Consider the following 1,887-nt stretch of genomic DNA (forward strand, 5'->3'; position numbering starts at 1 on the left):
GGCGAAAAAGACTTCGCCTAAATGCTAAAGGGCTGCGTTATGCAGCCCCTTTTTTATCTAGATATTGTGTATTCAAATTTAAATAGGCCGTCTTTTAAATCGAGACTCTTTTAAATAGGCACTCTTCTAAATTGACACTCTTTTAAATAGACACTATCTCACCCGCGCGGGTATCGGCATATTCCTGGCGGCGCTTTTCCATTCGCGACTGATACAAATTGCTGTCGGCGCAGCGTAGCCACTCGTGGGGTTCGGCCACATCGCTATTGGTGGCAAAGCCAAAACTAAACTGACAATCCTTTAAGCCTTCGGCGGCAAATTGCGCCGTTAATCCCTTTAAGCTGCTGGTTAAGGTCCCCATGCCATTTGCGGGCAGAATAAGCACAAACTCATCGCCGCTGATCCGGTAAATCTTAAGGTGAGCAATATTGGTCGCCTGCAAAAACTGCACTAGATTTTGCAGTAAACGGTCTCCTTCCTGATGCCCTAAGGTATCGTTCACCATTTTAAGGCTGTCGACATTAAGCAGCACCAAGGCCGTTGGTTGTACAACCTTATCGGCAAAGGTTAATTGCGAATTCATATATTCATCAAAGGCATAACGATTACCGACTCGAGTTAAACCATCGAGTCTGGCCTTCTCCCAAGCGATACCGAGTTCTTCAATGTGGGCCTTGCGCTCTTCAGCCAACAGTTTGAGCTTATTCGCTAACGCAAGGGATAACAGCAAAGCATCCACAGTGCCACCCAGTAGTGTCGCAAACTCGGCATGTTCAATAAAATCAGGGGTGATCCCCATATTGCCTGGAAGAATAATCACCGCAGGCAACAGCAAACAACTAAAGGCCATGATGAAATAGCGCGCGGGGGCAAAGCCTTTCATCAAGCACACATTGCCACAGGTGATCGCTAACGCAATCCACAGCATGATTAAGACAGAGGCAATAATCGCGGTATAGGGCAATAACCAAATACTGGTCGGCAAGGCTAAAATACACGCGACTAATAAATATTGGCTAAGCCGCCATAATCTAGGCGAATAGCTAGGTAACTGTAAGAAGTGCTTGTAGAACATGATGTTAAATATCGGCAAGCTGATAAAAAACAGATGATGTAATTCAAGCTGATGGAAGTTAAATAGATGCGCCGGTAAATGGAAGGTCAGTGCCCAGCCACCAAAATAGGTCAATACATAAAGACCATAGTATAAGAAGGCCTTATCAAAAATAGAGATGTAAATCAGTAGATTGTATAGAGCGATAAAGAGCAATCCCCCTAAACAAATCAGTATCGCCATGGCCACACGGTCGTTGGTTAACTGGTGCACTTCTTCCGACTCTATCGCCAATTCAGGCGCGGAGGAATAATAGCGGCTACTGAGGCGAGTCACTAACCAATAATCGGTCCCCATATTCAGCCGCACTTTACGGCCGTAATCGAATAAAAATTCATAGGGCGCATAGTAACCACTGTGGGCCGTTTGCACTGAGCCATCACTGCCAAGTAACCAATAATCGACGGATTCCACAATCGAATTACTGGCATCCACCACCCAATGGCTTTGACGACTATTGACCATTACCGGTGATACCATCCAATAATCACCGCCCGCAAGGCTGACTGAACGAGCCTCCTCAAGTTGCCCCATCCACTGGGTCACGTCATTAAAATGCTCGGGAGGGAGCTGTTTCGCATCGGCATGGAATAAATAGGGGGAATCCAACGCAATTTCAGCGCTATGGGCAAACGGACTAAATGTCCAAAGAAGCAGCAAAAAGCACCAAAAATGTTGCAAGTTAGGTTTACTCATAGGTATCTAAGTTTATATACCAGCGTCTCGTTCCACGCAGAAAATCAATTTAAAGTGTTAACTTTATGACTACATTT

1 protein-coding gene is annotated in these 1,887 nt (G+C 45.4%); it reads right to left on the reverse strand.

All coding sequences use genetic code 11. The features are described from left to right. Window positions 1–142: 142 nt before the first annotated feature. The gene (locus tag ACQY6Q_RS10680) at window positions 143–1,810 is read right to left on the reverse strand and encodes a diguanylate cyclase (RefSeq protein ID WP_427981212.1); all 1,668 of its coding nucleotides are present in this window, start codon (window positions 1,808–1,810) and stop codon (window positions 143–145) included. Window positions 1,811–1,887 lie beyond the last annotated feature (77 nt).

The organism is Agarivorans sp. (assembly GCF_050295395.1).
Classification (GTDB): Bacteria; Pseudomonadota; Gammaproteobacteria; order Enterobacterales; family Celerinatantimonadaceae; genus Agarivorans.

Bases quoted from the DNA above. Each gene is read 5' to 3' on its own strand.
- ACQY6Q_RS10680 (WP_427981212.1), bottom strand. From the start codon at position 1,810: ATGAGTAAACCTAACTTGCAACATTTTTGGTGCTTTTTGCTGCTTCTT.